This window comes from Pseudomonas sp. FP603, from assembly GCF_030687415.1.
In the GTDB taxonomy this organism is placed as follows: domain Bacteria; phylum Pseudomonadota; class Gammaproteobacteria; order Pseudomonadales; family Pseudomonadaceae; genus Aquipseudomonas; species Aquipseudomonas wuhanensis.
The window spans coordinates 4,140,702-4,167,596 of the sequence record NZ_CP117431.1 but is presented as its reverse complement, the minus strand read 5'-3'; the positions used below and the strand labels follow the sequence as shown (position 1 = coordinate 4,167,596).

Here is a 26,895-nt window from a genome sequence, read left to right as displayed (position 1 = left end):
GCAAGCCCGCTCCCACAGAGATCGCATTTCAAATCTTTAGTTGGTCAACGATCATTTATTCCTCTGCGTAGAGTCACAACCATGACAAACACTCGCAGCGACTGGGAACAACGCTTCCAGTCCCTCACACTAGAAGGCCGCGCATTCATCGACGGCCAATACCGCCCGGCACTCAGCGGCGATACGTTCGAATGCATCAGCCCGGTCGACGGCCGCTTCCTGGCGAACATCGCCAGCACCGACGAAGCCGACGCCAACGCGGCAGTCGCCGTCGCGCGCCGCACATTCGAATCCGGTATCTGGGCGCGGTTGGCACCCGCAGAACGCAAGCGCATTTTGATTCGCTTCGCGGACTTGATCCTCGCCAACCAGGAAGAACTGGCGCTGCTGGAAACCCTCGACATGGGCAAACCGATCAGCGATTCCATGAGCATCGACATCCCAGCGACCGCCAACGCGATCCGCTGGAGCGCCGAGGCCATCGACAAAATCTACGACGAAGTCGCCGCCACACCGCACGACCAACTTGGCCTCATCACCCGAGAACCGACAGGCGTGGTCGCTGCTATCGTGCCGTGGAATTTCCCGCTGATCATGGCCAGCTGGAAGTTCGCCCCGGCCCTCGCGGCAGGCAACTCGTTCATTCTCAAACCTTCGGAAAAGTCACCGCTGACGGCCATTCGCATTGCGCAACTGGCCCTCGACGCCGGCATCCCCAAAGGCGTGTTCAACGTCCTGCCAGGCTTCGGTCACACCGTCGGCAAGGCGTTGGCGTTGCACATGGACGTCGACGTGCTGGCCTTCACCGGCTCGACCGCGATTGCCAAGCAACTGCTGATTTACGCCGGGCAAAGCAACATGAAACGCGTCTGGCTGGAAGCGGGCGGCAAGAGCCCGAACGTGGTGTTCGCCGATGCGCCAGACTTGCGTGCAGCCGCTAAAGCGGCGGCCAGTGCGATCGCCTTCAACCAGGGCGAAGTCTGCACCGCTGGCTCGCGTCTGCTGGTGGAGCGTTCGATTCGCGAGCAATTCATTCCACTGCTGGTGGAAGCACTGCAAGCCTGGAAACCCGGCCATGCCCTCGATCCTGAAACCACTGTTGGCGCAGTCGTCGACCAGCGCCAACTGGAGAACGTGCTGCGCTACATCCAGATCGGCAAAGACCAGGGCGCGCAATTAATTGCTGGCGGCAATCGTACCCTCGCAGACACCGGTGGCCTGTACGTGGAACCGGCGATATTCGACGGCGTGACCAACGCCATGACCATCGCCCGGGAAGAAATCTTCGGCCCGGTGCTGTCGCTGATCACCTTCGACACCGCGGAAGAAGCCCTGCAGATCGCCAACGACAGCATCTTCGGTCTGGCCGCCGGCGTATGGACCAGCAATCTCAGCAAGGCCCACACCTTCGCTCGCGGCTTGCGCGCCGGCAGCGTCTGGGTCAACCAGTACGACGGCGGCGACATGACCGCGCCGTTCGGCGGGTTCAAACAGTCGGGTAACGGTCGGGACAAATCGCTGCACGCGTTCGACAAGTACACCGAACTCAAAGCGACCTGGATCAAGCTCTAACACTTTTACAGCGGCGGTCGCCGGCACATGCCGGCGGCCCTCGGAGAAACGTATGAAACAAACCCATGTAAACAGCTACTACGCCGCGACCCGCAATCACACGGCCGACTTCCCGATTCTTGAAGAACTGGTGGAGTGCGACGTCTGCGTGATCGGCGCCGGCTACACCGGTCTGTCCTCGGCGCTGTTCCTCAGCGAAGCGGGCTACAGCGTCACCGTACTGGAAGCCGCCAAAGTCGGCTTCGGCGCCAGCGGTCGCAATGGTGGTCAACTGGTCAACTCCTACAGCCGCGACGTCGATGTGATCGAAGAACGCTACGGCGACAAAACCGCCGAAGTGCTCGGCAGCATGATCTTCGAAGGCGCCGACATCATCCGTTCGCGCATCAAAGAGTACGACATCAAATGCGACTATCGCCCCGGCGGCATCTTCGCAGCGCTGAACAAAAAACAACTCAACGGCCTGGCCGAGCAGAAGAATAGTTGGGAACGCTATGGCAATAAAAACCTGAGAATGCTCGACGCGGCTGACATCAAGCGCGAAGTGGGTTGCGACAACTACGTCGGCGGCCTGCTCGACATGCAGGGCGGCCACATCCACCCGCTGAACCTGGCCCTCGGCGAAGCCGCCGCGATTATCAGCCTGGGCGGCAAAATCTACGAACAATCCGCCGCCGTGGAAATCACCTACGGCGAACCGATCACCGTGCGCACCGCCAAAGGCGTGGTGCGGGCCAAATACCTGCTGATCGCCGGCAACGCCTACCTGCCTCAAGACCTCGACAACCGCGTCACGCGCAAAAGCATGCCCTGCGGTTCGCAAATCGTCGTCACCGAGCCGCTGTCCGAACGTGTCGCCCGCAGCCTGATCACCAACAACTACTGCGTCGAAGACTGCAACTACCTGCTCGACTACTACCGCCTCACCGCTGACAACCGCCTGCTGTACGGTGGCGGCGTGGTCTACGGCGCCCGCGAGCCCGACGACATCGAACAACTGATCAAACCAAAAATCCTCAAAACCTTCCCGCAATTGAAGGACGTAAAAATCGACTACCGCTGGACCGGCAACTTCCTGCTGACCATGTCCCGCATGCCGCAATTCGGCCGCATCGAGAAAAACGCCTACTACATGCAAGGCTACAGCGGCCACGGCGTCACCTGCTCACACCTGGCCGGCAAGCTCATCTCGGAAATGATCCGCGGCGACGCCGAACGCTTCGATGCTTTCGCCTCGCTCCCGCATATGCCCATGCTCGGCGGCCGCACCTTCCAGGCCCCACTCACCGCCATGGGCGCCGCGTATTACGCGCTGCGCGATCGGTTCGGGATCTAAGTAAAACCTTACCGGCGGCCCCCCAAAAATGTGCCGCCGGCCAATGCCAGTCATGGCAGGGCACCGCAACCCCTGTGGGAGCGGGCTTGCGAAGAGGGCAGCACAGTCAACATTGATATCGCCTGACACACCGCCATCGCGGGCAAGCCCGCTCCCACAGGGATCCAGGCCGAACACACCAAATGGGTGGTCAACCGGGACCAAACTGGGAGCGAGCCTGCTCGCGATGAGGTCATATCAGCCGCCATCGATGTCGCCCGACACACCGCCATCGCGAGCAGGCTCGCTCTCACAAGGGGATTGGCGACATACAAATTTTGCGAACAACACCAACCACTGTGGGAGCGGGCTTGCCCGCGATGAGCATAGGTATCTACACATCTCCCGATCCTGGTCTATAAAGGGACGGCATGGATATCAAATGACCGGGCTAGATGCCCGACTGACAAAACGATACGACGAGTTAGTCATGGGACACAGTAATGGACTACCGGCGCTGGCCGCCGGGATGAAAGCCTTGCCGCGAAGCGACAAGGCTTTTGCACAGACGCAAGCCCTTTGGCGATTTTTGAGCAATGACCGGGTTCGGCCCGTTGACCTGGTTAAACCGCTGCTGGCGTTAGCCCACGAGGGTTGTCGAGATGACTGCGATGATTACGCGCTGGTCATGCATGATTGGTCTCGGCTCAATTACATGCACCACCACAGCAAGGCTGATCGCCTGCAAATGACCCACCGGGGCGACATCGGTTACGAGCTGCAAAGCAGCCTGCTCGTCACGGATCGTGACGGTGCACCGATCTGTACTCCTGCTCAGAATCTAGCGACCAGGGACGGCGTGCTCAGCACGCGAGCCGAAGAAGTGCTGGTTCCTGAAAAACATCTGGATGAGCTAACCGCTCGTATTGCTTGGTTGGAGCAACAAAAATTTGCCAAGCCTCTGGTCCATATTGTGGATCGAGAAGCTGACTCTGTGGCTCACATGAGGCAGTGGCAAGCTGAGAACTGGAACTGGCTGTTACGTGTAAAAGCGGGCTCTACAGCGAGTTATGAAGGCCAATATCAGCCGCTAAGCCAGATCGGCAATGGGCTCATTTACAAAGAAACCCGCAAGGTTGAATACAAAGGCAAGCCTGCGATTCAATGGGTCGGGGAAACCTCAGTCGTACTGACTCGCAAAGCTCAGCCGTTTCTCAAAGACAGGACCGAACGCAAGACACGGCATAAGTCTGGGGAGCCATTACCGGCGCGGTTGATCGTTAGCCGAATCATGGGGGCGGACGGTCATTTGCTGGCCGAATGGTATTTGCTGAGCAACCTTGAACAAGAGGTCGCGGGTGAACGATTGGCGCTCTGGTATTACTGGCGCTGGCGTATTGAGTCCTACTTCAAACTGCTCAAAGGTGGCGGGCAGCAGCTGGAAAACTGGCAGCAAGAAAGCGGTGAAGCCGTGTTCAAACGGCTGCTGATTGCCAGTCAGGCGTGTGCGGTCAGTTGGCGTCTGATGCGGGCAGAGGGGGAGTTTGCTGAGCAAACACGGGATTTTTTGGTCCGTCTGTCTGGTCGACAGATGAAGCGCTCGCAGCCGGTGACGGCTTCCGCGCTGCTGGCCGGTTTATACATGCTTTTGGCCATGTGCGAGACATTGGAGCAATACACGCCCCAGGAACTGGCGGGTTTTGCTAAAGAGGCCATCGGCTGGGTGGCCAGCCGAAGACTTTAGAGATGTGTAGATACCTATGCCGCGATGAGGGCAGCACAGTCAACATTGATGTCGCCTGACACACCGCCATCGCGGGCAAGCCCGCTCTCACAGGTTTCGTACATGGACGGACGACTATCATTCACCTATTTGATTTATCTGCCGTTTATCGAACCTGCTGAGCAACACCAACAAACGTGATTTAATACCCGCCTTCCACGGTTCCGGGACGGGAAACGGCGTAATCCGCGGCCACCAGTCGCCCGCCACCCACCCCCATTACCCCTTAAGTATTCTTCGCATAAGGCTGTCATGGACACGGGCTCACGACTCAAATTAGTACGCGAAAGCTACAAACTGTCCCAGCGCGAGCTGGCCCGGCGTAGCGGCGTCACCAATGCCACCATCTCCCTGATCGAACAGAATCGCGTCAGTCCCTCCGTCAGCTCCCTGAAAAAACTGCTCGAAGGCATTCCCATGTCCTTGGCGGACTTCTTCACCTTCGACCAACCGCCGCGTGAGCACCAATACGTGTTCCGCGCCAATGAACAGCCGGATCTCGGCCGTCATGGGTTGCGGTTGTTGCTGATCGGGGCTTCGGTGCCGAGTCGGCAGATGCGGCTTTTACGCGAGCAGTACGCACCTGGGGCGAGTTCTGGTGAAGAGCCCATCGTGCATGCTGAAGGGGAGGAGTGTGGGCTCGTTACCCGTGGCACTGTTGAACTCACTGTTGATGGTCAGATTAGTGTGTTGAATGCCGGGGATGGGTATTACTTTCCGACGACGCTGCCGCATCGGTTTCGCAATATTGGGGCGGATGAGGCTGAAATCATCAGTGCTAACACACCGGCTAACTTTTGATTAGTTAACAACTTCAGGTTGTCCCCGTATTGGATACGGGGCTCTGAGGGTTTTAATGTTGCACGCATGATGGATTATGTGTTTATGGAAGTTCAAAAAATTCGCTATTACCTCTGGGCATGGCCTATGGTCTTTGCCTGTGCAGCTTTTTATTCCGCGATAGTCATGCTGGGGCTGAAACAATTAATAGCCCTGGATGACACGTACTTTAATGCGATCTGGCTTGCAATTTACGTGGTTCTTTGCTTTCTCGGTTTGCGCTTCTACGTTCCAAGATTGCGGAAAACGGAGCTCGATGACACGTTGAATGGCAGTTACACCAGTGTGCGAGCTTCCAGGGTAGGAATCTTCATCGGTGCTTCAATTGGAACCGTGGTTTTTATCCCCCAGATAGATAAAATCAAATTCTTGAGTGGTTTGCCTAACTGGGGTGCCGTTGGAGTTTTATTTTTTGCTTTTGTATGTGCCATGTTTGTATTTTCTCACTATGTCTGGAAGCCGGGCAGAAGGCGTTAATTGATTTCATGATTTAGACGCGGGCAAGGTGGTGGAAGTATTTGAGTAAGATAGTATTGTTACTTTTTACTGCCTGATCTAATGGTGAAGGAGTCCAGTTTATATATCGCAAGGAGATCCAGAAATGGGCGAGTCAGGGTTTGAGCTAAGAAGCGTAAATGAATTGGAGCGATCCAAAAAGTACTGGAGTGTTGAGGTGTCGCTCTTAATCGCTAGTATGTTAGGAGCTTTCATTCTGAGTGGATACGCACACCTTGAGAAATATTATTTAACTCTTGATGTACCAATTGATCGCATGAATTTTAGTGCCCAAAAGCTTGCTGCCTACGGTGGTGCTGGGCTAGGAGCGACCATTGCGGCCATCTTGCTTAGCGTTGCGTTGGTTTTTGCCTTTACGATAGTGATAGCGTTGAGCGAAGAACCAGGAAAGAAGTTGTCGTCACAACCGAATCTATCTGGGTGGATATTTCGAAGACGCCAACGAGCCAGTGAGTTAAGCGTACCCTTAAAGTTTTTAATTGCCTCTATAGTGCTTGCTGGATTTGCCAGTTTCGCGTGGTATATCACCGTCAGTATACCCTCAGAGTCCGGTCGTAATGCTGCACTCAAAACAGCAGCAAAGTGTGAAGAGCGTACTCTGGAGTATCGTAATCTTGACAGTTACACTGCATGCCAAGTGGCGGAGTCGGACGATATGTTTTATTTGCTCAAGCGTGAGCATACAGACCAATCGGGCGTCTCATTCCGTACATTTCAGGTGCCTAAAGCTGGGCTATTAAAAAGCGAAGGGCAAAAACAATACCTAAAGTACAAACCTTGAATGTGGCTAAAAGAGTGCGGGCTAAAAGGGACGGCGGGCTAAAAGGGGACGCATTTATTTATCCCTCAAAATTGACAACCCGGATCTCCAAAACACTATCAGCCCATGACCTACACACGCCACATGAACATGATATGCACCTCCATGACCGCTTCTGGCGGGCCATGAGGTCATGCGTTCACAGGATATGACGTAATTACCCAAGGCCCCGCCAGAAATGGACGGGGCTTTTTAGTTCTCCGTCTACCAATGGTTAATGGGGAATGAAATGTTCGAGATTAGACGAGCCACGCACTGCGATGCCCAGATGGCGTTCGACATTCGCCTTCAAGCGATACGGGACCAATGCATCGGTGCCTACACCACGGGAGGGAATCGTGCAGCCCGCAATATTCCTGATTGCCACGATTGACAGCCCTCACGACTTGTAGGAATTTAGCCGCCCGCAGGTAAGGAATATCTGCTGAGGCCAAGAAATGGCCGTTATTCACCACACAAGGGATTGTCTATGCAAGGTTCAAACACCGTTGCTCAACAGGTGTGCGGTCAGCTGATGCACGAGCACCAGAACACCCCACACATGAACATTGCCCAGCAAATCCTCGAATGCCTGTTTCGACGTCGTAGCCTTGCCCCGGGGCAGGATCCCGAACTTTCGTTGCAGGTACTGGAACCCCATCTAGCGAAAGTCATGCAGGCGGTCGAGAGCGGTCGCAAGGTCGAAATGGTCTTGCCAGCCTTTCCCGGCAAGTCGCCCAGCCGCAAGAAAACCCTCAGCCATCTGCCTGATCTTGCTGAGCATCATGCAATCGACGAGTTACATCGCCTGTGCAAGGAGATCCAGGAGATCTACGCACCGGGGGCGCTGATTCATATCTGCTCCGATGGCTATGTGTTCTCTGACCTGGTGCATGTTCCCGATGCGGACGTCAAAGCCTACACCGACGCTATCCAGGACTATGCCGAACAGCACTATCCCGGCACGTTCGCCCATTTCGATCTCAGGGATGCCTATCCTCCGCTGGATTGTCTGGACGCCATGCGTGAGGAGATGATGATCGAGCACGGTCAGTCATTGATCTTGTTGCAGCAGCGCTTCAAGGATGATCCGCACATGATGTTGATGTACTGCGGTATCCATCGCTTCCTGTCCGAGGATTACTCGGGACTGAAAGTATTCGCCGGCATGAGCCTTAATGCGGTGAAGAAGGTCGCCAAACCGGCCTCGCAGCGGGTGATCCAGCGCAGTGAAGCCTGGAGTGCGCTGTTACAGGCGCGCTACCCGCATTGCCTGCGCCTGTCGATTCACCCGCAATTGGCGGTGTCGACGAAGATCGGTATTCGGCTGGTGCCAACCAGTGACCTGTGGCGTACGCCCTGGCATTCGGTGGCGATCAAGCGACGGGGTGTGGTCACCCTCGAAAAACGCAGCAATGTCGATGAACGCTACCACCGCTTAGTGTTCCGCAAGGGGCGTCCTTGTCACTACGCGAGTGCTCAATGATGGCGTCTCGGTTGCCGGTCGAAGCCGTACTCTTCGATTTGGATGGGACCTTGGTCGACACCTTGCCTGACATCACCTGGTGCCTGAACCAGGTATTGCTCGAGCACGGTTGTCCGACGCTGACTACAGAAACAGTGCGCGGTTACATCGGCGGCGGCACCACGGCGATGATCGAGCGAGTTGCCACGCAGTTTGGTGTCGCTGATGCGCTCGCCATGCACCAGCGCTATGTAGCGCTCTACCAAAACAACCTGCTTCAATTTTCCCGGCCATTCAGCGGCGTATTGGAATTGCTTGAAGGCTGTCGCCAGTTGGAAGTGCCGCTGGCTATCGTCACCAACAAGGCTGACGAAATGGCCCGGCAAGTAGCCGATGCGCTGCTTCCACAAAGTACCTTCGGGACGATTCTGGGGCATCGCGCGGGCAGGGCGCTCAAGCCTCAGCCGGATGTCGCATGGGAAGCCGCCCGGCGATTGTCGGTTGATCCGCAACGCTGCTTGTTCGTCGGTGACACCGAGATCGATCTGAAGACCGCCCGTGCTGCAGGCATGTACTCGGCGGCGGTCACCTGGGGATATGGCCTGAGCCCAGCATTGCAGGCCCAGGCCCCGAACTTCTGCTGCGAACAGCCGGCCGGGTTGCTGCGCATTCTGCAGCAAGTCTGCGGTACAGCGCATGCGTTCACCGAGCATGGCGACACCGTTAAATCCTATTGATACACACACTCTCAAGGAAGTTGTTCTATGGAACATAGAGACGCATGGATCGCTGCCGTCAGCGATTTGCTCGCGGGTTATCTGCTCAAAGGCACGGATGATTGTTTCGACACACAAGGCAGAGCGCATCTCGCGCTACGCCTGGGGCATTACTTCGATCAGAGCCTGCCGGTGCGTCTGGTACTGCCGGGTTTTCCCTGCAAGTCGCCGAACGCCATTGACCAGACATTCGGCGTGCTGCCGGACTACGGCGAGGTCATCGCCATCGAACGCCTCGACCAACTCGGCCAAGCCATCGCCGCGCTGCACGCTCCGGGCTGTGTGGTGTCGATCCTCAGTGACGGCACGACGTTCAATGACATCGTCGGGGTGGCCGACGACGTTCGCGAGACCTACAACCGGGCTTTGCGTGAACTGTGCACCACCCACACGATTCAGTGGGTCAGCATGGAAGACCTGTTCCCACAGGCCCAAAGTGCCGAGTCGGTTCGTGCCAGCCTGATCAAGCAGGCCCGCTTGCCGTGGAAAAACCTCGGGGACCTGATCGAGCAGAGCCGCGATGATGAATCCCTCAGCCGGGCGCATGACAACCTCTGCAGTCACCTCTACAACGACCTGCGTCTGTGCCGTGAAGACGGGCAGAGCGAGGACGAGTACCTGCAGCAAATCAACTTCAAAGCCTACCAAATGATGTATCGAGGGCAGGCACTGAATGCGGCAGTGGATCGCTTCTTCGGCGATGACATTCGATTGTCGGTCCATCAGTACAGCAATGCCGGGCCCAAATTCACCTTCGGCTTGGCCGAAGGGCTGACCCGTGTCGACAGCCCCTGGCACGCCGTACCGGTGTGCAACCTCGATGGTAGCCAAACCCTTCGCGCCCGCGCCCAAGTCGACCTCGACCACCATGTGCTGGTCACCTTTCAAGGCCGGCCATGGCTCTACCACCAAACAGAAAACCCTCAGGCCAAAGGCTTCGAATACGAACTGCAAAAACTTCCGCTCTTTGGCCTGGTAGTGCGGGACCCATTGGGGCTGGGTTTCGAGCGACTGTCCACGGGTCTGCTGGAGGCGCTGGTGGAAACCTTCGGTTTCGTCTGCCTCAAGGGCTGTCGCTTCGACGATCAGGACAGTTTCGCCCGCAGCTGCGAACGCTTCGGCACGCTGTACGAATGGGCCTTCGGTGCCGTACACGTGGTCAAGCCTGCGGACAAACCCCAAGGTGTGGTGCACTCGCTGGAAAAAACGCCTTTGCACTGGGACCTGAACATGCTGCCCGACAGCGACGCACAGGTTCAACGCAACCCGAAATTCTGCGCCAGCAAATTCATGCTGTATTGCAAGACCGCACCGCAGCCGGGCGAGGGCCAAACCACCATCGTTGACAGCCGAAACGTACTGCGCAAAGTCGGGCAGCAAGTCGCCCGACAATGGCAGGATGTGAACATCACCTACTACACCAAAATGACCTACTTCGGTGGTTCGCCACGCATGTACAGCCTGGTGGATCATCACCCCCGCAGCGGCGAACTCATTCGTAACCGCTCCATGAACCCCACATTCAAAGTGCATAGCCGATCACGGATGCTGTGCTCCCGATTCCCTCAGGAGCCAGCTCGCCATGATGCGACCCGACGCCAAAGTCGAAAAAGTCTATCTCTACCCCAAGCCCGTGGACTTCAGAAAGTCCATTGATGGCCTCGCTGCGCTGGTCGAGCTGGATATAAAAGTGGCGGTGTTCGATCCCGTGCTCTTCGTCTTTCTCAACAAGCCCCGTAACCGCGTGAAGATTTTGTACTGGGAGCGCAACGGCTTCTGCCTTTGGCTTAAGCGCTTGGAGTCCGAACGATTCAAAACATCGCCTGATCTCAGCGATGAAGTGATCGTTCTGACCGTCCAGGAACTGAACTGGCTGCTTGACGGTTTTGACCTGTGGCGCAACCGTCCTCACCAGGTTTTGACCCCACGCTACGTAGCCTGACCCGGTATAATCCGGGCCATGATTTCTCTGCCCGACGACCTTCCTGATGACCCCGTTTTGCTCAAGCAGATGCTGCTTGATGCACTCAATCGCCAGGGAGAAGTGGTCCAGTCTTACCAGACTCACATCGTTGACCTGAAAGAACAGATCAAGCTGTTGCGCGACCGCTTGTTCGGGCGTAAGTCCGAGCAGACAGCGGAGCCCAATACGCCGCAACTTGCACTGTTCAATGAGCCCGAGAGCGAGCCGATGCCGTTGATCGGCGATGTCGAAGAAGAAGTCGTTGCCCCGGTGTCGCGCCGTGGTAAACGCAAGCCATTGTCGGCTGAGTTGCCGCGTGTCGAGGTGATCCACGAACTGCCCGAGCACGAACTGACCTGTGCCTGCGGTTGCCGCAAGCATGTGATCAGCGAAGAAATCAGCGAACAGCTGGATATCGTGCCGATGCAGATCCGTGTCATCAAACATATCCGCAAGGTTTATGGTTGCCGTGACTGCGAAACGGCACCGGTCACCGCCGACAAACCGGCTCAACTGATCGAAAAGAGCATGGCCAGCCCAAGCGTGCTGGCAATGTTGCTGACCACCAAGTATGTCGATGGCTTGCCGCTGCATCGTTTCGAGACGGTGTTAAGTCGACACGGCATCGATATACCAAGGCAAACACTGGCTCGCTGGGTGATCCAGTGCAGCGAACACTTTCAGCCACTGCTGAACCTGATGCGCGACCGATTACTGGAAAGCCCGGTGATCCACTGCGATGAAACCCGTGTTCAAGTATTGAAAGAGCCAGATCGAGACCCGACCAGCCAATCCTGGATGTGGGTACAAGCCAGCGGCCCGCCAGATCGCAAAGTCGTATTGTTCGACTACACGTCCAGCCGTGCGCAGGAGGTTCCGTTGCGTCTGCTGGAAAGTTATCGCGGCTATGTTATGACCGATGATTACGCGGGCTATAACGCCTTGGCGTTGCAACCGGGGGTCGAACGGCTGGCCTGCATGGCCCATGCGCGACGCAAGTTCGTTGAAGCGCAAAAAGTGCAGCCCAAGGGCAAGACTGGGCGTGCGGATATCGCGCTGACGATGATCAACAAGCTGTACGGCATAGAACGTGAGTTGAAGGACGCCAACGATGAGCTGCGGTTTATCGGACGCCAGGAAAAGAGCCTGCCTATCCTGACTCAACTGAAAAGCTGGCTGGATAAAACCCAATCCCAAGTGACGCCGCAAAGTGCACTGGGCAAGGCTGTGCATTATCTGGCGAACAACTGGAGCCGGCTGGAGCGCTATATCGAAGCCGGTTATTTACCCATCGACAATAACGCCGCTGAAAGAGCGATCAAGCCGTTTGTCATCGGGCGCAAGGCCTGGTTGTTCAGCGATACCACCAACGGCGCGACCGCCAGCGCGCAGATCTATAGCCTGGTCGAGACCGCCAAGGTCAACGGCCAAGAGCCCTATACGTGGCTGCGCCACGTACTGGAGCGGTTACCGCACGCTTCATCGATAGAGGACTACGAAGCTTTGCTGCCATGGAACTGCTCCCCGGAAATGCCACGGTAAATCGCTAACCCATCCTTAGGTAGGTGGGGTTCATGGATCGCATACACTCATTCTGCGTTACCAAGAGGGCACCGACTCGACACTGCAGACGCTTAGCCAGGCTGTGCAGGACCATGACGAGCAGGCTCAACAGGCGTTGCTGGAACAGGTCAATGCACTGGTTTATGACCCGGAGTGTCTGATTGCTCATCAGTGGAGTGAGGGGGATTTGGTGTTGATCGATAACTATCGGACGCTGCATGGGAGGCTGCCGATGTCGCCGGCTTCCTCTTCGCGGGAGTTGTGGCGGGTGCAGGTTTACTGATTGCTGTTGTCTGGGAGGCCCTGGAGACAGGGCCTTCTTTCTCTATCACTGCGCAATAAAGTCACGAATCGCTCGAATAGTCTCCGTTGGCGCTTCTTCCATCAGCCAATGTCCTGCCCCCGGAATCACCACTTCCGTGACCTTGTCCGCCGCATTGCGCATCACGATCGCTTCATTGCTGCCAAAGGATTTTTCACCGCCGATGGCCAGCACCGGCATCGTCAGCCGCGTCGCCATTGAAGCCTTGTTGTCCACCTCATCCTGGCGAATGCTGCGGAACTGAGCGAAGGCTGCGCGCATGGCGTCGGGGCGGGCATAGAGCGCGGCGTAATGCTGACGGGTTTCTTCATCCACCTTGCTGGGGTCGCCTGCAAACTCGTTCCAGAACCGGTCCAGGTAAATGCGCTCACGACCGGCGACCAAGCGTTCAGCATCCGGCCCGCCAAAGTCGAAGTGCCAAAGCATCGGTGAGCGGACAATCTCGTTCCAGGGCGGAATGCCCGGCACTGGCGCATCCATCACCACCAGGCGATCGGTGAGCTGCGGATAACGCGCGGCGTAGGCGTAGGCGACCATGGTGCCGATGTCGTGGCCGATGACCACCGAGTGTTCGATACCCAGTGCTGCCAACACTGCACGGATGTCGGCGGCTTGGGTCTTCTTGTCGTAGCCGCTGTCCGGGATCGATGACAAGCCCATACCGCGAAGGTCCGGCACCACGACCGTGTGATCCCGGGCCAGGTCTGCGGCGAGTGGCGCCCACATGTCGCCGGTGTCGCCGAAGCCATGTAGAAGGACCACGGCTGGGCCTTTGCCGCCGATGCGGACGTGGAGGGTGACGTCTCCTGCCGGGATGTTTTGAGTGCGGAAGGAGGCGGGGAATGGAGGCATTTGGGCGTGTGCTGGAATGCTTAGAGCGAGCAGCATAAGAGCAGTCAATAGGACGCGGGTCATGATGGTGGCTCCAGACGTAGGCGTGGAAGGGGCTCCGAGCCAGTGGAAGGGGCTTGGCGGTCAGAAAATAGATCTATCACCTTTTTGTCATTAGCTTTGAAGCTGCTCTAGTCCGGACGGATTAACAAGCAAACCTATCAATCACGCCACTCGAAGCAACCAGTATGATCGATGAACATCCGAAGGATTTTGTCACAACTCACAACAAGCTCATGGTCTCGGTAATTCTGAGGTGATTTGGAGCCGTGAAATAGGTTGCATCGAACAGCATAGACAGTTCGAAGTAGATGCGGCCAAGTCGGAACATCGCCAGCGCTCCATGTGATGGGTTGAAGCTTGACATTTTCGCGCACGACCTCTGCCATCAATTCTTCTCGCGAAAATCGCCAGAACGCGTCTCGGCCAAGTTTCCGACGTACGTCGCGGACATTCAGAACCGGCCACATCGTTGCGAATATCTCCACTTTCTCCTGAAAGTCCGGGCAGTGCTTCATGAGGTCATCGTAAGCGTCCGAAAGCCGCTGATGGCTGACCAGCGCAGTAATCATTTCCGCGTCAGTGTTCGCGTCGGTCACACACTCCATCCATCCGTTGAAACCCATCCAAAGGTTCACGAAGGAAGAAAATTCGGAGCGCTGATTGATATTGGCATCAATCAGTTCACGGGCGAGATCAGCAGTTTCTGGATCAAGAGTTCTGAAGTAATTGAAGTTAACCAAGGTAAGCTCCTACTGCGCGGGTTCACCGGATTGGGTTGGACGCTACCCAGCCTAAGCGATAGAGTTTACATCTATCATCGTGAGGAAATAATGTCCAGATGTTGTTTCGAACTCTGGGTGGATAAGGTTGTAGCCGATTTTTTCATGAAAAATTTAATACAAAAAAGGGGTGTATTTGTCGGATAAAAAATCTATTTGATTTGTGTCTAAATCAATAGGTTATCCCCTTTGCTGTTATTGTTAAAGTACACCACGGTGCTTTTGATATGTGTGTATTCCCAAAGAGCCAAACGCCACTGTGAGTGAGCTAAACATTAAGATGAAAGAGGCTAGGCACGCTAAATCCCAAGGGTCACCCCTCTTGCTTTGTGTCTCTGAAGGAGCTAGGGCTGTTGGTGTATAGATCTTCTCTGAGTACAATATGAGACCTCGGATTTTCCCCTCTTGCACAAGAAGATTTCTTTCTGTGTCAATCGTTCTTCGTTCGTAATCAATGTCTAGCGCAAAAATTCTAATGCCTACAAAGGTGAATAATGAAATTATTGCCAATGTTGCCGCCATGGTTGAGATATTTCTTGCGAGAGTTAAAGACGATAGTTTGTCTTGGTAGGCAGTAAGAAATAACAGGGAGAAAGCTGCAATGATGCTGCCGAATGTCGGATATAACGCTCCGATTTGTGAGTTTTCTACCGCGATGGGTAATTTTAAAATTGCGGCGGCGCCTGGAAAAAGTACTGCGGCGGCCGTGAGGATCCCCCATAACGATGTTAGGAAATTTACGAGTCGCATCATGGTAGTTACTACCTCTAATGATTAATTTCGACTGAGTTTGGAAGTAAGCATCAATCCAAATCGACCGCCTCAAAAATCTCCCGTTGTTCTGTTATTATATCCAGCGCACGATGAAGCATTTTATGGATTTTCATATGCTCTACGCGCTTTATTTCGCCTCGTGTTACTGAGGCTTGGTCCACGTAGCACCATATATACGTATCCATTGCACCAGTTTTTACACCAATCGCGCCTATCCGATATAAGCAGGAAAGCATGCTGGACAAAATGTCCGCTTCTTTTATGCCTTGTGAATCATAGTATTTTTTAACGATGGTAGAGCAAGGGTCGCTATTCTTATGCTCGTAAAGTGCTAGCATTACCTCCTCGAGACGTGAGTCCTTAATCAATGAGCGCGTAAATGTTGCTTTGAGTCCGCGAAGGATTTCAATGGTGTCGTCGAAGGAGGGATAAACTTCGCCCCATTCTTCTTTTAGAGATTTTAATCTTTTTTCAGAATATTGGGCTTCAGCGGCAAATAGAGAGCGCCACGAAACTCGTTCTCTATCTGAAGCAATTGCAAAACTTTCATTTACAAATTGCAAAACGTCTCTGGGGCGGCGAAGAGTTCTTTCTATTATGAACTCAATGGATGTTTGTCCGCCTCCTTTACGGGCTTTTGGGAAAATATCATCCAGTATTATTTGTTGTTTTGTGTACTGGCTTTTGAATACTTCATTTATGCGAAGTTCTATAAGGCGCTCAAGTTCCTCAGGTGACCAGCGTAACTCGAGAATATAAGACTCATATTTTTCCTCTTGAAATCCAGAGTCTCGAGTTACATCAAAAACTAAAACCAATAAGTCTTTCCGAAGGGCGGCAATAATTTTTGTTTGTTTTATTCTCCTGAACGTTTTTATTTCCTCAATTAGTGCTCTGATAAACCTGACTCTAGTTTCCGTGCCTGCCCATTCTTCATCAAGTTGATCAATCAGGATGTAGAATTTTTTCTGTGGATCATCAAAAGAGTGTTCTGCCAGTAAGTCCAATACTTCGTTGAGTTTTCTAATTTGAAGCCCGTTTACGACTAAGCTGGCTCTCTGCTTTATCTCACAGCGTTCCTCGTCAGAAAGCCTTTTTGCCCCATCTAATGTCAGTGATACTTCGGAGTATTTTGCGCCAATACTGCTCTTTGTGTCTGTCTCAAGCTTTTTAGTTATTATTTTAAGTTGCTCGTCTGTATCCAACCAAAATCTATCGCCCCATTCATTGAAGTACTCTAATGCTTTTCGCTTTGTCACATCTCTACTGAATTTGCTGAATATACCATCCAGAAAGCTCTTGCTTTCGTATTCGCTTTTTATATCATATCTAAGTTTCAGGAACTCAACAGTCAGCACGTGTCGCCACAAAAGTTTATAAAATAGATCTAGGTTTATATTTAAGGCGTCAAAAAACTGAATGATGTCTGAATATTCTAGGAATCTAACTGAGATATCATTGGGGTCAAGGTTTACAACTTTCTGTGCGCTAGATTTTATTTTGTATAGTAGCGCGCTTTTTCCAGAGCCTGTTCTGCCAAGTATAATAGATGCCGGGGATTCAACATCCAATAGACGATCGAGATAGCCGTTATCTACAAAACAACGATTAAGTAGTTCGGAGTCTCCTTCTGCATCTAAGGCTCCAATTTTTAAGTTTCTAGTGATTTTTAATTTTTTTTCTTCCATGGCGGCGTTCTCGTTGGTATACGGCTCGACTGCGGTTTTATCCTATGTGTTGGTTGGAATATGCAGTTTGCTACAAACAATGCCGAGTAGTAGCCTCCTCTTATACAGAAGCGTCTTTGGTTAGAAATACATGCCGGTTATTGAGGAAAGCATAGCTAGGGCGCGCATATTTTCCATGAAAACTACAAGTTTTTCTGTGTTATGGCTTTGCGCCTTAAACTGAGTCTATCGTGGAATCATCGCACCATCGAGGGTGATGTGGAGGACAAAAAAATGACGCGAGGGAAAGGAATAGTTATTTATTCAATAAAGCTCAGAGACTAAACAGAAAATAGCTTCAAAGCAGGAAATAAAGAACCCGCAATAATGCGGGTTTTTTCAGCCGATAATCTGTTACTGCCCTTTAGGTGCCTCAAACCCACGCTGTTCAATCACTCGAAACACATCGCTCACATCCTGGACCATGATCCGGGCGATGTTGGTAACGGTGTTGATGTCATGCTCGGCGTAGTCCGGCAGGCTGGTGCAGGCCATGAGGTTGAGGTATTTGAGGACGGCGCTGAGGCGTTCGCTGAGGCAGTTGTGGAGTTCGCGCAGTGGGGCGTCGGCATCGATGAGTAGGACGGGGTGGTCGGTGGCGAAATGGGACATCGGGGTGTAGTGGCGGAGCGGGTTGTTAGTACTCATAAGTAAATCTTCCTCGAATCTGTAAGAAGAGCTACTGCCGTTCGCTGCGAAACAAATGGGTGGTAGCTATGTGCGGGTTCGCAGACCGAGGATACGAGGAACCCGGCAGACCCGAAGGTCTCCCACACACAGCCACCATAAAACGGAGTACGGGCGCGTTTGTGCGACCGTTGCTGGTTATGGGGTGCAAGGTTACTACACGTATCGTCAGGGCTGCGAAACCCTATCGCTGAATTCGCTCAGTGACAGACCACTCTAGGCAGCAATTTTGATAGCCGCAACCGGGCTGTAGGACCACACGCGGTCACTGTGGCGAGGGGGCTTGCCCCCGTTCGGTGGCGCAGCCGCCGCAAAACCGGGCGTTGCAGTGGGTCTGAGGAAACGGGCTAGCAGGGTTTGGGGTTGCTTCGCAGCCCAGCGGGAGCAAGCTCCCTCGCCACAAACGGTTGTTTCCTACAAGATTTTCGGACTTCAAAATCCTGGCCATGCACTCATCGAACGATCAGGCGCGGGGTTTTCGGCGGCGAGGACGCTTGCTTCCGTTCAGCATCACCACCGTCGTAGACTGAAAGCCAACGGGAATTCAAGGATGGAACGCACCCCATGATCGAAATCGGCAGCCGCAACAACGCCCCTACGCCACAGCACAAAACCCAGGACATTTACCTCTTCCACATTGACCTTTCCCGTCCGGACACACCTTTTTGTTTCGAGCAGTCCATCGGCGGCGGTCATTGCGAGCAGGGCGGAGCGGCGTGGTTGGCGGCGTCGGGACTTGAGGCGTGGCCGGGTGATTGGCGTCTGCATGTGCAGAAGGCCGGTTGTGGCTGGGTCGCTGAGCTGGTGGACGGTCATCCGGGCGTTGATCAGGCGACGCTGGTATCGATGATTCTCGAACGCCATGCTGAGGGTGCCAAGCCTGTGGGGCGGTGGAGGGCGATTGCCGGGTGGTTCAAGCGCAACATTCATCTCACTGGCCGCTACGGCGTTTAACCCGAGGAGAACCCCATGAGTCAGACACTGGAACGCGCCATTGCCATTGCCGCTGCGGCGCATGAGGGGCAGGTGGACAAGGGCGGCGCGCCTTACATCCTGCATCCGCTGAAAGTCATGCTGCGGGTGAACACGCTGGAAGAACGCATCGTCGCGGTGTTGCATGACGTGGTCGAGGACTGCGGCATCAGCTTCGACGATCTGCGTAACGAAGGTTTCAGCGAAACGGTGCTAATGGCAATTGCGTCGGTGACCAAGGTGCCGGACGAGTCCTACGAGGAGTTTGTCGAGCGCGCGGCGCAGAACCCGATCGGGCGGGTGGTGAAACTGGCGGATCTGGAAGAGAACAGCGACTTGTCGAGGATCGCTCAACCGTCATGGGAGGATCTGGAGCGCGTTGAGAAGTATCGGCGGGCGATCGGGGTGTTGCGTTCGTAGTGAGTGTTGGCATCGTGTTGCCGGCGCGAGGGCTGGAGGGTGTTCCAGCCAGAAGCGACAAAGCCCCAAATCATCAGGGCTTTGTTCTTTGAAATTGCGCAGTTCCCAGATCGTTACCGCACGCCGTTCGGCGTTATTGTCTGGTCTGCGGTGAATGCGGGTTGTGGGCGATGTGCTTCGGTCCCGCCAAGGCCCATGCTATCAACCCAATCAGCGGCACAAACACGATCACCACCATCCACACCAGTTTGTTGCTCGATTTACCTTCGGCTTTTCGCACCCGATTTATCGCCCACAACTCAATCAGTACAAGTACTGCTGTGAGCACGACCCAGATTGTTTCGATTTGCATTAGTCACCTCCTGATAGTCATTCAGTTAGGCGAGCGGGTGGGGGCGGGGTTCATTAAATTTGGGGTGGCTTGGGAGCGCAATTGCACTCCACTTGATCACCCGTTTGCATTCGCCCTGACCAGTCATTTGCATTCGTTCTGACCACCGATTGCATCGGATTTCACCAGCACGCTTTGTAACCATGATCGGCAGAGAACGGCCAGAAGCTGCTGGGGGGGGGCGTAGCAATGACGAAATAGCAACTATGCTAGGTCTGATGCCGGAATTGATCGAGCAGATCGGGCCTTGCGTCCATACGTCGTGGCAAAACAATGGAAATGGGATCGATCCGCTTGTGTTGAATTGGCCGTTGCTGCATCTCAAGGCAGGTCTGCCGGAGGAGGTCTGAAGTTGCGAATCGCTTTTCTGGTGAACCGGGACGTGGAGAGCAATCTCACTCTCAATTTCCTGTTGCCCGAGATTCACGAGAGCACAGTGGGAATATTCCTCTCGGAGAGAGTGGGATCGGGCAGGAAGGTGCCACGCATGCTCGGACAACTGGCATTGATCGAGCAGGACTTCTTCAATGCCTTGGCCCCTGGGTTAATCGGATCGAGCGACCAGGTCAGCAGCGGGCATCGATTCGGTTTTGCAGAACTGCAGCAACGCTTTGGGGTTCCTGTGCGGGTATTGCCCAGCTTGAGGGATCCTGCGGGCCTGCAAATGCTGCAGGATGCGGGAGCGGATCTGTTCATCTCAATCCGCTTTGGTCAAATCCTGAGGAATGAAGCATTGGCAATTCCGCCACGCGGCGTCCTCAATCTTCACTCTGGCCTCTTGCCTCAATATCGAGGTGTTCTCGCGACCTTCCGGGCGCTGCTGAACGGGGACCCGGAGATCGGTTGTACTCTCCATTGGATCGACAGTCCCGGCATTGATGTTGGTCGCATCATTGAGACTGCGCGCGTGGCAGTCGAAAAGGAACGCTCCTTGCTGTGGCACATCCTTTCACTTTATCAACCAGGCGCCCGTCTCATCATGAACGCAATCAGGCGCTTGGAGCGCGATGAGCCCATGACGGGGACGTCTCAAGATCCATCTGCCGGGGCCTACTACTCCTTTCCCGGCGAGGATGACCTGATGCAGTTCACGACACAGGGGTGGCGGCTCTTCGATCGCGAGGACGTTTGGGATCTTTTCGAATCGTACGGATTTCCGTTGCGGATAAGCGCTCCTTGAGAGCTGAACGGCGGCAAGGCTTACTGAGGCCTTGTTGCTGGAGCATTGAAAAGCTCAAAACGACGCCGCAAAAGGTTGGCGTCGCTCAACGTCTGTGTTGGGTCGTTCTCTGCCGGTCATGTCCACGAATCGTGCTGGTCAAATCCGATGCAAATGACTGGTCAGGTCGAATGAGGGAAATGCCCTATATGGGACATTTCACGGGTGGTGCATATGACAATGGTGTTCGAAACTAATGCTCGTGAAATACCGGGACAGACCACAATTTTTCCATTCAACGATTTTTGAAATAGTGGACTGTCCCGGTGTTTCGATACTCCTTTTTTTGCCTGTTGCTCAAGCCTGGACTGGAGTGCAAAGCTCCACCAGCGTGCCATCCGGGCAGCGAACGTAGGAGATGGTTTGCCCCCAGGGTTTGACGAGCGGGGCGGCTATTTCGGTGGCGCCGGCGTTCAGCGCTTTGGCGTGGGCGGCGGCGACGTCGTCGGTCACCAGGCCAACTTCCATACCCAATGGTTTGACGGAGGCGTGGGCCGAGATGTGACCCGCACTGAAGTTCATCGCCGCGAGTTCATCGGCGGCGAAGGCCAGAGCAGTTTCCCCTGTTTCGAGTTCGCCGTAGGTGTTGGATTCGTGGAGGAATCGGGTGGTGATTCCGAATGCTGTTTCAAAGAATTGCAGGGAGGTGAGGACGTCCGGGACGTAGATGATCAGGTAGCCGAATTTCATGTGCGAACATTCCTTGTCGTGCCATGGGCTGGCAAATCTAGCAGAAGTTGGAGGTGAAATACCGGGACAGACCACAATTTCTCCGTTCAACGATTTTTGAAATCGTGGACTGTCATGTGCTGAAGATCAAAAGATCGCAGCCTTCGGCAGCTCCTACGTCGATCGAATAACCGATGTAGAGCCTTTGACCCCGTCTACGCGTCGGGTGTGATGTCTTGGTGGCGCGATACTGATTTATCGACTGAACTGCTGCTCAGGTTTCAGGAGGAAATCAGATGGCACGGCTCATTCTTGGTCATACCACCGATACGTCGATTAAAGTTTGGGTACGCGCCAGCGAGCGTTGGCCGGTGGCTTTTGTTGATGTGGTGGATTGCGACAACAACGCGACAGGCCCCACCAAGGTGCTCGAAGCCCAGCCGATGGAGTTCTACACCGGCGTTCTGGAGTGGAAAAAACTCGATCCCGATACGCCTTATGTCGTGAAGGTGGCCTTCGGCAAGACCCGCGGTGCGGCAGCCGATGAGCGAGTTCGTGATGCCTATACCGAAGGGCGCTTTCGCACCTTTCCAGCGGTGGAGCTGACCGGGTCATTCTCCTTCGTGCTTGGCTCCTGCAATCTTCATTCGCTCGGGATACTGGAGAGACCCGACCGCGCCTGGGTCGAGATTTCTCGTGTGGCCAAAAACAACGACGCACGCTTTATGATCCATTGCGGCGACCAGATTTACTCGGACATTCCGCGCCAGCCCTCCATCGATGTGCAGTTCTTTCGCGACAAGTATCTGGATGCCTGGGAGGACTGTGTGCCCGCGCGCCGGACGCTGACAGAGTTGTCCCATTACATGATTCTTGACGACCATGAACTGATCAACAACTTCGACACGGCCACCGGCTCGTCCACGCAAGCGCTGGCGAACGCCGCCATCAAGGCGTATTGGGAGTTTCAGCATTCGCACAACCCTTCGAGCCGTCATGCCGAGCATCATTACCACTACGAGTTCAACTACGGCGCGGTGAAGTTCTTTGTCATGGACACCCGCTATTACCGAAGTACAGCGCAAAGGCGCCTGCTCGATGAGGTTCAGGAAGAGGACCTGTTGCGCTGGCTGTCGCGTTACCGCGATGACCTGAAGTTCGTTGTCACCAGCGTGCCGTTCGTGGGGGTGGTGAAAAACTCTGAAGGTGACAAATGGTCGGACCCTGCTTTCGAGGAGCAGCGAAGCCGCATCCTTGAGCATGTCCTGGAAAAAAACGTGACACGCCTGACCTTCCTGACGGGCGACATGCACACGTCCTATCACGCCACGCTGGAGGTTTCGCGCGGTGAGAAAAGCACGGTGATCAATGAATTGATGTCCAGCCCGATAAACCAGTACACCCCCAACATCAGGCCCGAACAGATCTACAACATGAACCACTCGCACACCCTGCCTAATGGAATTTCCACGCTGTCGTGTATCGATCCGGATTCCTTTTACGGTAATCACTCGAATGTCATGGTGATCGATGTCGATATGACGTCGAACAAGCAAACGGTGGGCTATAAGATTTTTCGCACAACAAAAACGGGCGCGGGGCCGAGTGGGAAATTTCACCCGTAGAGGGGAAGAAGAGATCCATTGTGGTGAGGGCGCGCGCCATTAGAATTGTTCAATCCTCCCACTGTTTCCTTGGAAGAGAATCGGTCTAAAAAGCCTGACCCAGGCCTCGAATGATTTGCTATTCTGAAGCTGTAGGTGAAGACGCAGACTGATGCGCAAAGGGATAGCGAGGAAGCGTGGGGCGCGCTCCCAAGGGTACACGGTTAGAAAGATCTCCGCGCTGAGATCCAGCCCTTATGCCGTGTGAGGCAGAACAGCCCAAAGTTAAAAATCCTGTTCTGTGAGAGGCCCGATAAACCTTGTAAGCCAGAGACCAGCACTGGCCACCTACATCGATTTCCAAAGCCCGCCTTGTGCGGGCTTTTTCGTGTTTGCGGGTAGCCAGGTTGTTCTACACGGCGCGCGCTTTTGCGGATGGCGCACGTACGCCTGGCTCATCGCGTTCAGCCTCTCCGACGTGAGCCGCAAAGCCAGACTGATCCGAAGCAATCTCGGGGCGCAACGTGAGTTGCGGGATGTCATACGCCCCTGCATTTTGCGGTCGGAAAGGAATCGGCGCGGTCCTCCCGAGGTCATCAAGCCGTTGTCCGAGGGCGTCACAGGTCGTTGTGAATTTCGCTTCATCCATTCGGCTGGTCCGATAGATCACGAACGGTGGCAGCACGTCGAAGCCGGGGTAAAACAGTACGCCGTGCTGAATGGGGAATAACAGATCATCGATGGGCCCATTGATGCCCCGAGGGCTGTAATGAGACTCCCATCCACCTGCGGTGACGATCAGCATCGCCCGTTTGCCCGCCAGCGTACCTTCCCCATAGCGGTCGCCCCAGCGCGCATCGGAGTGTTCCCCCACGCCATAGGCAAACCCATAGGCATAAACGCGTTCCACCCAGCCTTTGAGGATCGCCGGCATCGAGAACCACCACAGCGGAAACTGCAGAATGAGGGCATCGGCCCAGAGCAGTTTTTCCTGTTCGAGGGCGATGTCCTGGCTTTGCCGGCCTTCTTCGAAGGCGCGCTTGGAGTCCAGCGAAGGATCGAACCGCGCGTCAGTCGGCCGGCCGGGACTGTCATCGGCATCCAGCGAGGCCTTCCAGTCCATCGCGTATAGATCGGAGACCTGCACCTGGTGGCCGGCAGCCTCCAGGCGTTTGACGGCAAAGTCCTTGAGTGAACCGTTCAAGGATTTGGGTTCGGGATGGGCATAAACGAGCAGAACATTCATTGCGCAGTCTCCAGTATCAGGAGCCTGCAGAATCGGATGTTGCCCGGTATATTGGAAATGAATAACCAATATGCTAGGTATTGTCATGAATAATCTGCGACGTCTGGACATCAACTTGCTGCTGACCCTTGATGTCTTGCTCTCGGAACACAACGTGACCCGTGCGGCGCAACGCCTGAATTTGTCTCAACCTTCAGTGAGTGTTCATCTCGCCAAATTGCGGGACATTTTCGGTGATCCGCTGTTGCTGCCAGGGCCACGGGGCATGCGGCCCACGGCCAGGGCCGATGAGTTGCGCGAGCCGTTGCGCCAGGCACTGGAAGCCTTGGAGCGCGCTGTATCGCCCGCCAGTCCTTTCAACCCGGCCGAGGCACGGCAGACGTGGAATGTCATGGCGTCTGACTACGGTGAGTCGACCATCGTGTTGCCAGCGTTGGCAGGGCTGCGTTCGGCAGCACCGGGCACGCGTCTGGCGGTGTTTGACCTGGTTCCGTCACAGATCGCCAGACAAGCGGAGCAGGGGGCAATCGATCTGGCTTTTCACACCAGCGAGGACGCGCCCCTCGGCTTGCGGCGCCGCGCGTTGTTTACCGAGCGGTATGTATTGGTAGGGCGGGCAGGCCATCCGCAGTTGAAAAAGCGGCCAACGCTTGAGCAGTTCTGTGAGCTCGACCAGGTGATCGTGTCACCGGATGGCGGGGGCTTCCAGGGTGTTACCGATAAAGCGCTTTCGCAGGTGGGCCTGACGCGCCGGGTAGTGCTGTCGGTTCCCCATTTCCTGTTTGTCCGGTCGGTGGTGGAGAGTACTGACATGGTGGCGATGCTGCCGTCGCGGCTGGTTCGCGATGCGCGTGCGCTAGAAGTGGTCGAGCCACCGCTTGAAGTCCCGGGTTATGAGATGTCGATGCTCTGGGCCGAACGGGTGCATCGCGACCCTGCGCATCAATGGTTGCGCGAGTTCATCGTGAGTGCGTTGTGATGGGCATCAGTCAAACACAATCCCTGTGGGAGCGCCTGGCATTGCTGCTGGTTGTGTTCATCCCGGTGTTTGGCTAATCTCGCACAAACACGCAAAAACAGGCATAACCATGCAAGTCGAGCATTCCACCGCCGAACTCCCACAACTGCGCCGTCAGAAAATCCTGCTGATCCTCGAACGCGACGGCAAGGTCATGGCCTCCGAATTGAGCCAGCATTTCACGGTGTCCGAAGACACCATCCGCCGGGATTTGTCAGAGCTGGCCAGCGCCGGGCTGGTGCAGCGGGTGCACGGCGGGGCGCTGCCACGGCCCAAGGACACGGGCAAGGATTACTTCACCCGGGTCGGCGAAACCGATGAGGTGAAAACCCGTCTGGCCCAACTCGCCGCACGCCGGGTCAAAAGCGGCCAGATCGTGATTTTCGATTCCGGCAGTACTACGCTGCAGATCGCGCGCTCGCTGCCCGCTGACATCTCCATCACGGCCATCACCGCGTCGCCGATGATCGCGATCACCCTGGCCGAATATAAAGGCATCACGGTGATCGTCGCCGGTGGTCAGCTCAATCCCGCGACGATGTCTTCCGGCGGCCATGAAACCCTGCGGCTGATCGAAGGCGTCAAGGCCGACCTGGTGTTCACCGGGGTCTGCGCCATTCATCCGGAAGTCGGCATCAGCTCGCTGCATTTCGATGAGGTGCCGGTGAAGCAGGCGATGCTCGCCAGCGCTTCCCACGTGATTGCCGTCACCACCGCGGACAAACTGGGGGCGGTGGAGCCCTTCGTTGTTGCGCCTTGCAACCGTGTGCATACGCTGATCACCGAACGTCACGTGGCCTCGGGCAATGTCGAGGATTATCAAAAGCTGGGGATCGAGGTGGTGCAGATAGACGCTTGAGCGTCATCGCGCTCGGCGCTGCATGGTTTACGCTGATAGCTACGACGGGAGGAATGCAGTCATGACTGAGCGCCACATGATCCACTCGGAAACGCTATCGAACGGATGCAGCATCGAGGTCAAAGCCGAGATATTAAGAGATGGCTCGCTGAAGATGTTCATCGGTGTTTACCGGCCGGACGGCTCGGTCATCGTCGAGGACAACCACCCGTCGCCGCATCTGCTGGACATGGAGGCTGCGATGGAGTGGGCCATCGAAAAAGCCAAAACCATCGGGAACAGCCAAAGGACGCTGTAAGGCCAGGCGCTGAATGAATCATTGATCGGTTGGAAGGTCGTATTGATGGGTTTGAACGCACGGCAATTGAATTCGCCGCCAGCGTCACCTCATCCCCGCAGCCCTGACCTTTTAGGACGTTCAAATGAAGCGCATCGCGATAATGACCCTGACCATTGCAAGCACTCTCCTGCTGGGAGGTTGCTATCCTCATTGGGAAGATGGAGACAGGTACGATCGGGATCATGATCACCGCCGTGAATACCGTCGCGACCATGACCGAGGCTATTATTACGATGGTCGAGGGTATGACCGGGATTATGATCGCCGTGATGATCGCCGTCGACACCGCGACCGTGACGACAATGACAACCAGGGCGACGATTGACCCTTTCGCGCCCGGTTTCAGAGCGGGGTCATTGCCGCTCTGAATTCTTTCCTGAGG

The 26,895-nt window shown here is 55.1% G+C and carries 28 protein-coding genes; 20 read left to right on the top strand and 8 right to left on the bottom strand.

The window, feature by feature from the left end; genetic code table 11:
* Positions 1 to 81: 81 nt before the first annotated feature.
* The 12 genes from PSH65_RS19030 to PSH65_RS18970 all read left to right on the top strand — a co-directional run bounded on the left by PSH65_RS19030 (position 82) and on the right by PSH65_RS18970 (position 12,875).
* On the top strand, positions 82 to 1,572 hold the full coding sequence (locus tag PSH65_RS19030) for an aldehyde dehydrogenase (protein ID WP_305421765.1): 1,491 nt from the start codon (positions 82 to 84) through the stop codon (positions 1,570 to 1,572).
* Positions 1,573 to 1,624: 52 nt separating this feature from the next.
* Positions 1,625 to 2,908, top strand: a complete 1,284-nt coding sequence (locus PSH65_RS19025) for an FAD-binding oxidoreductase (protein ID WP_305421764.1) — start codon at positions 1,625 to 1,627, stop codon at positions 2,906 to 2,908.
* Positions 2,909 to 3,329: 421 nt separating this feature from the next.
* On the top strand, positions 3,330 to 4,631 hold the full coding sequence (locus PSH65_RS19020) for a transposase (RefSeq protein ID WP_305421763.1): 1,302 nt from the start codon (positions 3,330 to 3,332) through the stop codon (positions 4,629 to 4,631).
* A gap of 291 nt (positions 4,632 to 4,922) precedes the next feature.
* On the top strand, positions 4,923 to 5,471 hold the full coding sequence (locus tag PSH65_RS19015; RefSeq protein ID WP_008011722.1) for a cupin domain-containing protein: 549 nt from the start codon (positions 4,923 to 4,925) through the stop codon (positions 5,469 to 5,471).
* Positions 5,472 to 5,555: 84 nt separating this feature from the next.
* Complete coding sequence (locus PSH65_RS19010) at positions 5,556 to 5,987, top strand: hypothetical protein (protein WP_305421762.1); 432 nt, start codon at positions 5,556 to 5,558, stop codon at positions 5,985 to 5,987.
* Between the two features lie 124 nt (positions 5,988 to 6,111).
* Entirely contained in the window at positions 6,112 to 6,807 is a 696-nt protein-coding gene (locus PSH65_RS19005; RefSeq protein ID WP_305421761.1) for a hypothetical protein, read from the top strand.
* Positions 6,808 to 7,315: 508 nt separating this feature from the next.
* Positions 7,316 to 8,311: an isocyanide synthase family protein gene (locus tag PSH65_RS18995; protein ID WP_305421760.1), complete on the top strand. Its 996-nt coding sequence runs from the start codon at positions 7,316 to 7,318 to the stop codon at positions 8,309 to 8,311.
* A complete protein-coding gene (locus PSH65_RS18990) occupies positions 8,311 to 9,027 on the top strand; it encodes an HAD-IA family hydrolase (RefSeq protein WP_348529769.1) in 717 nt (238 codons plus the stop codon). Before PSH65_RS18995 ends, PSH65_RS18990 begins: the two co-directional genes overlap by 1 nt.
* 27 nt (positions 9,028 to 9,054) lie before the next feature.
* The gene (locus PSH65_RS18985) at positions 9,055 to 10,722 is read left to right on the top strand and encodes an L-tyrosine/L-tryptophan isonitrile synthase family protein (RefSeq protein WP_305421758.1); all 1,668 of its coding nucleotides are present in this window, start codon (positions 9,055 to 9,057) and stop codon (positions 10,720 to 10,722) included.
* Positions 10,649 to 11,008: an IS66 family insertion sequence element accessory protein TnpB gene (tnpB, locus tag PSH65_RS18980; RefSeq protein ID WP_049285761.1), complete on the top strand. Its 360-nt coding sequence runs from the start codon at positions 10,649 to 10,651 to the stop codon at positions 11,006 to 11,008. The genes PSH65_RS18985 and tnpB overlap by 74 nt, the downstream gene beginning before the upstream one ends.
* Positions 11,009 to 11,026: 18 nt before the next feature.
* The gene (locus PSH65_RS18975) at positions 11,027 to 12,571 is read left to right on the top strand and encodes an IS66 family transposase (RefSeq protein WP_305421757.1); all 1,545 of its coding nucleotides are present in this window, start codon (positions 11,027 to 11,029) and stop codon (positions 12,569 to 12,571) included.
* 103 nt (positions 12,572 to 12,674) lie between these two features.
* On the top strand, positions 12,675 to 12,875 hold the full coding sequence (locus PSH65_RS18970) for a TauD/TfdA family dioxygenase (RefSeq protein ID WP_305421756.1): 201 nt from the start codon (positions 12,675 to 12,677) through the stop codon (positions 12,873 to 12,875).
* A 45-nt stretch (positions 12,876 to 12,920) separates the two neighbouring features.
* Here PSH65_RS18970 and PSH65_RS18965 read toward each other — a convergent pair whose 3' ends face one another.
* The 5 genes from PSH65_RS18965 to PSH65_RS18945 form a co-directional block, all read right to left on the bottom strand.
* On the bottom strand, positions 12,921 to 13,829 hold the full coding sequence (locus PSH65_RS18965) for an alpha/beta hydrolase (protein WP_348529736.1): 909 nt from the start codon (positions 13,827 to 13,829) through the stop codon (positions 12,921 to 12,923).
* Between the two features lie 137 nt (positions 13,830 to 13,966).
* Positions 13,967 to 14,548: a hypothetical protein gene (locus PSH65_RS18960; protein WP_305421753.1), complete on the bottom strand. Its 582-nt coding sequence runs from the start codon at positions 14,546 to 14,548 to the stop codon at positions 13,967 to 13,969.
* A 240-nt stretch (positions 14,549 to 14,788) separates the two neighbouring features.
* Positions 14,789 to 15,340: a hypothetical protein gene (locus PSH65_RS18955; RefSeq protein ID WP_305421752.1), complete on the bottom strand. Its 552-nt coding sequence runs from the start codon at positions 15,338 to 15,340 to the stop codon at positions 14,789 to 14,791.
* A 50-nt stretch (positions 15,341 to 15,390) separates the two neighbouring features.
* A complete protein-coding gene (locus PSH65_RS18950; RefSeq protein ID WP_305421750.1) occupies positions 15,391 to 17,049 on the bottom strand; it encodes a P-loop ATPase, Sll1717 family in 1,659 nt (552 codons plus the stop codon).
* A 393-nt stretch (positions 17,050 to 17,442) separates the two neighbouring features.
* Positions 17,443 to 17,736 (bottom strand): fructose-bisphosphate aldolase, encoded by a 294-nt coding sequence (locus tag PSH65_RS18945; protein WP_305421749.1) that lies wholly within the window; start codon positions 17,734 to 17,736, stop codon positions 17,443 to 17,445.
* Between the two features lie 603 nt (positions 17,737 to 18,339).
* Between PSH65_RS18945 and PSH65_RS18940 the strand changes: the two genes are divergently transcribed.
* Both PSH65_RS18940 and PSH65_RS18935 read left to right on the top strand, forming a co-directional pair.
* Entirely contained in the window at positions 18,340 to 18,729 is a 390-nt protein-coding gene (locus PSH65_RS18940) for a hypothetical protein (RefSeq protein WP_305421748.1), read from the top strand.
* Between the two features lie 15 nt (positions 18,730 to 18,744).
* Complete coding sequence (locus PSH65_RS18935; protein ID WP_305421746.1) at positions 18,745 to 19,167, top strand: HD domain-containing protein; 423 nt, start codon at positions 18,745 to 18,747, stop codon at positions 19,165 to 19,167.
* A gap of 133 nt (positions 19,168 to 19,300) precedes the next feature.
* Here the strand turns inward: PSH65_RS18935 and PSH65_RS18930 are convergent, their stop codons facing one another.
* Positions 19,301 to 19,519, bottom strand: a complete 219-nt coding sequence (locus PSH65_RS18930; RefSeq protein ID WP_305421745.1) for a PLD nuclease N-terminal domain-containing protein — start codon at positions 19,517 to 19,519, stop codon at positions 19,301 to 19,303.
* A gap of 526 nt (positions 19,520 to 20,045) precedes the next feature.
* Here PSH65_RS18930 and PSH65_RS18925 point away from each other — a divergent pair.
* A complete protein-coding gene (locus PSH65_RS18925) occupies positions 20,046 to 20,738 on the top strand; it encodes a formyl transferase (RefSeq protein ID WP_305421744.1) in 693 nt (230 codons plus the stop codon).
* A 336-nt stretch (positions 20,739 to 21,074) separates the two neighbouring features.
* Here the strand turns inward: PSH65_RS18925 and PSH65_RS18920 are convergent, their stop codons facing one another.
* The gene (locus tag PSH65_RS18920; RefSeq protein WP_305421743.1) at positions 21,075 to 21,467 is read right to left on the bottom strand and encodes a VOC family protein; all 393 of its coding nucleotides are present in this window, start codon (positions 21,465 to 21,467) and stop codon (positions 21,075 to 21,077) included.
* 275 nt (positions 21,468 to 21,742) lie between these two features.
* Between PSH65_RS18920 and PSH65_RS18915 the strand changes: the two genes are divergently transcribed.
* Positions 21,743 to 23,071: an alkaline phosphatase gene (locus tag PSH65_RS18915; protein WP_305421742.1), complete on the top strand. Its 1,329-nt coding sequence runs from the start codon at positions 21,743 to 21,745 to the stop codon at positions 23,069 to 23,071.
* Between the two features lie 391 nt (positions 23,072 to 23,462).
* On the opposite strand, the gene PSH65_RS18910 is transcribed toward PSH65_RS18915, so the two are convergent.
* Positions 23,463 to 24,296, bottom strand: coding sequence for an NAD(P)H-dependent oxidoreductase (locus tag PSH65_RS18910; RefSeq protein WP_305421741.1), 834 nt, complete (start codon positions 24,294 to 24,296; stop codon positions 23,463 to 23,465).
* 85 nt (positions 24,297 to 24,381) lie between these two features.
* Here PSH65_RS18910 and PSH65_RS18905 point away from each other — a divergent pair, with 85 nt between their 5' ends.
* The 4 genes from PSH65_RS18905 to PSH65_RS18890 all read left to right on the top strand — a co-directional run bounded on the left by PSH65_RS18905 (position 24,382) and on the right by PSH65_RS18890 (position 26,838).
* Positions 24,382 to 25,275 (top strand): LysR family transcriptional regulator, encoded by an 894-nt coding sequence (locus PSH65_RS18905; RefSeq protein WP_305421740.1) that lies wholly within the window; start codon positions 24,382 to 24,384, stop codon positions 25,273 to 25,275.
* 109 nt (positions 25,276 to 25,384) lie between these two features.
* On the top strand, positions 25,385 to 26,173 hold the full coding sequence (locus PSH65_RS18900; RefSeq protein ID WP_305421739.1) for a DeoR/GlpR family DNA-binding transcription regulator: 789 nt from the start codon (positions 25,385 to 25,387) through the stop codon (positions 26,171 to 26,173).
* Positions 26,174 to 26,234: 61 nt separating this feature from the next.
* Positions 26,235 to 26,471 (top strand): hypothetical protein, encoded by a 237-nt coding sequence (locus PSH65_RS18895; RefSeq protein ID WP_305421737.1) that lies wholly within the window; start codon positions 26,235 to 26,237, stop codon positions 26,469 to 26,471.
* Positions 26,472 to 26,595: 124 nt separating this feature from the next.
* Positions 26,596 to 26,838 (top strand): hypothetical protein, encoded by a 243-nt coding sequence (locus tag PSH65_RS18890; RefSeq protein WP_305421736.1) that lies wholly within the window; start codon positions 26,596 to 26,598, stop codon positions 26,836 to 26,838.
* Positions 26,839 to 26,895: the final 57 nt, after the last annotated feature.

Coding starts and splice junctions, on each gene's coding strand:
- PSH65_RS18940 (WP_305421748.1), top strand. CDS start 18,340: ATGATCGAAATCGGCAGCCGCAACAACGCCCCTACGCCACAGCACAAA.
- PSH65_RS18975 (WP_305421757.1), top strand. CDS start 11,027: ATGATTTCTCTGCCCGACGACCTTCCTGATGACCCCGTTTTGCTCAAG.
- PSH65_RS18895 (WP_305421737.1), top strand. CDS start 26,235: ATGACTGAGCGCCACATGATCCACTCGGAAACGCTATCGAACGGATGC.
- PSH65_RS19015 (WP_008011722.1), top strand. CDS start 4,923: ATGGACACGGGCTCACGACTCAAATTAGTACGCGAAAGCTACAAACTG.
- PSH65_RS19030 (WP_305421765.1), top strand. CDS start 82: ATGACAAACACTCGCAGCGACTGGGAACAACGCTTCCAGTCCCTCACA.
- PSH65_RS19005 (WP_305421761.1), top strand. CDS start 6,112: ATGGGCGAGTCAGGGTTTGAGCTAAGAAGCGTAAATGAATTGGAGCGA.
- PSH65_RS18985 (WP_305421758.1), top strand. CDS start 9,055: ATGGAACATAGAGACGCATGGATCGCTGCCGTCAGCGATTTGCTCGCG.
- PSH65_RS18955 (WP_305421752.1), bottom strand. CDS start 15,340: ATGATGCGACTCGTAAATTTCCTAACATCGTTATGGGGGATCCTCACG.
- PSH65_RS19025 (WP_305421764.1), top strand. CDS start 1,625: ATGAAACAAACCCATGTAAACAGCTACTACGCCGCGACCCGCAATCAC.
- PSH65_RS18965 (WP_348529736.1), bottom strand. CDS start 13,829: ATGACCCGCGTCCTATTGACTGCTCTTATGCTGCTCGCTCTAAGCATT.
- PSH65_RS18905 (WP_305421740.1), top strand. CDS start 24,382: ATGAATAATCTGCGACGTCTGGACATCAACTTGCTGCTGACCCTTGAT.
- PSH65_RS18920 (WP_305421743.1), bottom strand. CDS start 21,467: ATGAAATTCGGCTACCTGATCATCTACGTCCCGGACGTCCTCACCTCC.
- PSH65_RS18925 (WP_305421744.1), top strand. CDS start 20,046: ATGCTCGGACAACTGGCATTGATCGAGCAGGACTTCTTCAATGCCTTG.
- PSH65_RS18995 (WP_305421760.1), top strand. CDS start 7,316: ATGCAAGGTTCAAACACCGTTGCTCAACAGGTGTGCGGTCAGCTGATG.
- tnpB (WP_049285761.1), top strand. CDS start 10,649: ATGATGCGACCCGACGCCAAAGTCGAAAAAGTCTATCTCTACCCCAAG.
- PSH65_RS18890 (WP_305421736.1), top strand. CDS start 26,596: ATGAAGCGCATCGCGATAATGACCCTGACCATTGCAAGCACTCTCCTG.
- PSH65_RS18950 (WP_305421750.1), bottom strand. CDS start 17,049: ATGGAAGAAAAAAAATTAAAAATCACTAGAAACTTAAAAATTGGAGCC.
- PSH65_RS18930 (WP_305421745.1), bottom strand. CDS start 19,519: ATGCAAATCGAAACAATCTGGGTCGTGCTCACAGCAGTACTTGTACTG.
- PSH65_RS18935 (WP_305421746.1), top strand. CDS start 18,745: ATGAGTCAGACACTGGAACGCGCCATTGCCATTGCCGCTGCGGCGCAT.
- PSH65_RS18990 (WP_348529769.1), top strand. CDS start 8,311: ATGGCGTCTCGGTTGCCGGTCGAAGCCGTACTCTTCGATTTGGATGGG.
- PSH65_RS18900 (WP_305421739.1), top strand. CDS start 25,385: ATGCAAGTCGAGCATTCCACCGCCGAACTCCCACAACTGCGCCGTCAG.
- PSH65_RS18910 (WP_305421741.1), bottom strand. CDS start 24,296: ATGAATGTTCTGCTCGTTTATGCCCATCCCGAACCCAAATCCTTGAAC.
- PSH65_RS19010 (WP_305421762.1), top strand. CDS start 5,556: ATGGAAGTTCAAAAAATTCGCTATTACCTCTGGGCATGGCCTATGGTC.
- PSH65_RS18915 (WP_305421742.1), top strand. CDS start 21,743: ATGGCACGGCTCATTCTTGGTCATACCACCGATACGTCGATTAAAGTT.
- PSH65_RS19020 (WP_305421763.1), top strand. CDS start 3,330: ATGACCGGGCTAGATGCCCGACTGACAAAACGATACGACGAGTTAGTC.
- PSH65_RS18945 (WP_305421749.1), bottom strand. CDS start 17,736: ATGAGTACTAACAACCCGCTCCGCCACTACACCCCGATGTCCCATTTC.